General features: G+C 70.4%; 4 protein-coding genes. All 4 read right to left on the bottom strand.

What is annotated here, in order from left to right:
• On the bottom strand, positions 1-857 hold an 857-nt coding region (locus tag AB1609_19380; protein MEW6048605.1), incomplete at its 3' end, for a DUF5693 family protein.
• A 39-nt stretch (positions 858-896) separates the two neighbouring features.
• Complete coding sequence (locus AB1609_19375) at positions 897-1,646, bottom strand: DUF2993 domain-containing protein (GenBank protein ID MEW6048604.1); 750 nt, start codon at positions 1,644-1,646, stop codon at positions 897-899.
• Positions 1,643-2,738 (bottom strand): peptide chain release factor 2 gene (gene prfB, locus AB1609_19370; protein ID MEW6048603.1). Its coding sequence is split into 2 segments (ribosomal slippage): positions 1,643-2,722 and positions 2,724-2,738, totalling 1,095 coding nucleotides; the frame shifts between segments, so codons are not numbered across the junction. Before prfB ends, AB1609_19375 begins: the two co-directional genes overlap by 4 nt.
• Before the next feature lie 110 nt (positions 2,739-2,848).
• A partial coding sequence (locus AB1609_19365; GenBank protein ID MEW6048602.1) for an SEC-C metal-binding domain-containing protein occupies positions 2,849-3,110 on the bottom strand: 262 nt, incomplete at its 5' end.

Below are 3,110 nucleotides of genomic sequence, written 5' to 3'. Positions count from 1 at the left end.
ACCAGCTGCACCGTCTGCTCCTGCGTCGGAGCCGGCCGCAGGTAGAGCACCCGCACGCCTCGTTCCTTGACGGCCCGCATGTAGCGGGCCGCCGACGCAGCTACGCCCGATGCAGCGATCTCCTCAGCCTTCATGCTGTGAACCGGGACGGCAGCCAGGCCCAGCCGGCGGGCCAGCCCCCCGGCCCCCCGCTGGGACGCAAACTCCACCAGCCCGAGGGCGTAGCCGGCGTCGCGCAGCGGCTCCTCGACCAGGCCCGGATCGGGCACCTTCGGCCCCTCGAAGATGACGATCCGGCTGGCCGGAAGACCTCCGGCATCGGCCGCTGCGGCCACCGGCCCCAGGCGCTTTCGATCCCCGTACCGCAGCAGAACCGGCAGGCCCGCCTCCCGCGCCGCGGCCAGCGCCTCCTCCGGCATCCCCACGCCGAAATCCAGCGCCCCGGGCATGGCCGCCGGTACCAGCTTCGGATCCTGCCCGGGAAGCAGCAGCCAGGTGCCAGCATCAGGCGCTGCCTTCCCCAGCCCGGCCAGGGCCGGCAGGTAGCGGCCCAGAAGGGCAGCCTGCTGCGGGCTGACGGCCAGCGCCTTTCCCTCCGCCACGAGCCCGCCCACCGTCTGCTCGGGGACGGCCAGCGACGTCAGCCCCGCCTCCGCCAGCGCCTTCAGCACGTCGGCAGCGCCGGCTCGCCACTCCCGAGCCGCGCCGTCCAGCGCCTGCCAGTCCATGGTGAGTTCGACGGGGCCAGGGGGCCCGGACTCAAAGCCAACGCGCGGTACCAGCACCGCGGCGGACGCCGCCAGTCCCGCCGATAAAAGTACCGCCCCGCCGAGCCAGGCTGTTCGCCAGCTATTCACGCCCGTCAACCGAGCTTTGCGCCTGCCTTTGCCATGCGCTCAAGGTGCCTGCCTGTAGCTCCCAAAGATGTGAAGTTCGCCGTCACCGGTCTCGACCCCGCTGATCACCACCGGGACGGGAAGATCTCCCAGTTCGACCCGCAGGACGGTGTCCGCGCCGCTCAAGCTCAACTGCAGCGCCAGCGCTCCGTCCTGCTCGATGGAGAGCCGGTCGGGCACCAGCACCACCACGTTGCCGCTTTCCACGGTCAGCCGCCCGTCAAGGCCGAAGCGCACCACCTGGTCCTGCACCTGCGCTTCAAGCAGAAGCCGCGGCCCCTCGGGCAGAAGCTTGACGTACAGGAGCCGCGCCAGTTCATTCGTTGCCTGCAGGTAGCGGTTGAGCGACTGCTCGCTCATGACCAGCTCCAGCGTGAGCTGGCGGGCTGAAGAGATGGCAAGCCGCCCGGTGCTGGCGCTCGCCGCCAGGTCGACCTGGAGCCCCTCGCCGTAGAGGCTGAAGCGGTCGGCCACGATCTGCCCCACCCGCAGTCCCTGGCCCGTCACCTCCAAACGGTCAACGCGGCCCCGCAAGAGCCCGAGGGCCGGGCGGGTCACTACCCGCACATCCAGGGAGCCTGCCTGATCCACCCTGGCCAGGAGCGCCTGGCGGATGCTGTGCGCGGCCTTTGCGGGCAGCGACGAACTCCACGCTGAGACCGCCGCGCCGGACGCAAGAAGCGCCACGCCCGCCAGGATCAGGAGTGACGGCCTGAACCCCAACCGGGCCCGGCCTGCCCCCCTCGTCATCGCCGGGCGGGCGCTCCGGCGGCCTGCCAGCGCAGGTATGCCTCGATGAACGGCTGCAGTTCGCCGTCCATCACCGCCTGCACGTCGGCGGTCTCGTAATCCGTCCGGTGGTCCTTCACCATGGTATAGGGCTGGAAGACGTACGACCGGATCTGGTTGCCCCAGGCGATCTCGCCCTGCTCGCCTCGCAGTTCCTCGATCTTCTCCCGCTGCTCGGCCATCTTCCGCTCCAGGAGCCGGGCCTTGAGAATCCGCAGCGCCGCCTCCCGGTTCTGGAGCTGGGAGCGTTCGCTCTGGCAGGAGACCACTATGCCGGTGGGCAGGTGCGTGATGCGCACTGCCGACTCCGTCTTGTTGACGTACTGGCCGCCGTGCCCGCCAGCTCGGAAGGTCTCGATCTTGAGCTCCTCCGGGTTGATATCCACGGCCATGTCGGTGGGCAGATCCGGCAGCACGTCTACCGAGGAGAACGAAGTATGGCGCCGCCCCGATGCGTCGAAGGGCGAGATCCGCACGAGCCGGTGAACGCCCTTTTCGGCCCGCAAGTACCCGTACGCGTTGGGCCCCTTCACAGCCAGGGTGACGCTCTTGATGCCTGCCTCGTCACCCGGCAGCAGATCCAGCACCTCGACCTTGAAGCCGCCCTCCTCCGCCCACCGCCGGTACATCCGCAGCAGCATCTGCGCCCAGTCCTGCGACTCGGTGCCGCCGGCCCCCGGGTGGATGGAGAGGATGGCGTCGTGCCGGTCGTACGGGCCGCTCAGGAGGGTCTCGATTTCGAGCCGGTGAAGCGCGGCCTCGACCCTCTCCAGTTCCTCCAGCAGCTCCCGCCCCATGCCGGACTGGGAGACCGGCTCACCGGCTTTCCCGGCCTCTTTTGCCTCGGCGCTGGCCAGTTCAAATAAAACGGCCAGGTCCTCCACCTGGCGTGCCACGATCTCGTAGGATTCGAGCGTGCGGCGCAGCTGGCGCAGCTCCTCGATCAGAGAACGCGCCCGCTCCCCTTCGTTCCAGAAGCCCGGCCGGGCCATCTGCTCTTCGAGCGCGGCCGCGCGCTCGCGCTTGTTGGCGATGTCAAAGAAACTCCCTCAATTCGGCCGCCCGGCGCTTCGCCTCTTCAATGCGCCCGCCGAGCGGGCCCCACTCGATGATGTCGGGCTTGCCTTGTCCCACGACGCCTCTTACCCCCCACACCGGCGTGATTACTGGTTGCGGCCGTGGCAGTGCTTGTACTTCTTGCCGCTGCCGCACGGGCACGGGTCGTTGCGGCCCACCTTGACCCCGACCCGCCGCTGCACCACCTGGACGCCCTGCTCGGCCCCGGAAGAGTCCGCGCCCTCGGCGGCCTGGCCGGCGGGTGCTGGCCGCGCCGCCGGCCGCTCCCGGCCTCGGCCACCCCGGCGGGCCGCCGGCGCCGACCCCTCCTCGCTGCGGGTGAGCACGACGTTGCGGGCGCGCCGGCGC

The organism is Bacillota bacterium (genome assembly GCA_040754675.1).
Classification (GTDB): domain Bacteria; phylum Bacillota; class Limnochordia; order Limnochordales; family Geochordaceae; genus Geochorda.
The sequence above is the reverse complement of the archived record's forward strand: the minus strand, read 5'-3'. Positions and strand labels throughout refer to the sequence as shown.

What these genes read in the sequence shown, in the direction of transcription:
- AB1609_19375 (MEW6048604.1), bottom strand. Translation starts at nt 1,646, where the DNA reads ATGACGAGGGGGGCAGGCCGGGCCCGGTTGGGGTTCAGGCCGTCACTC.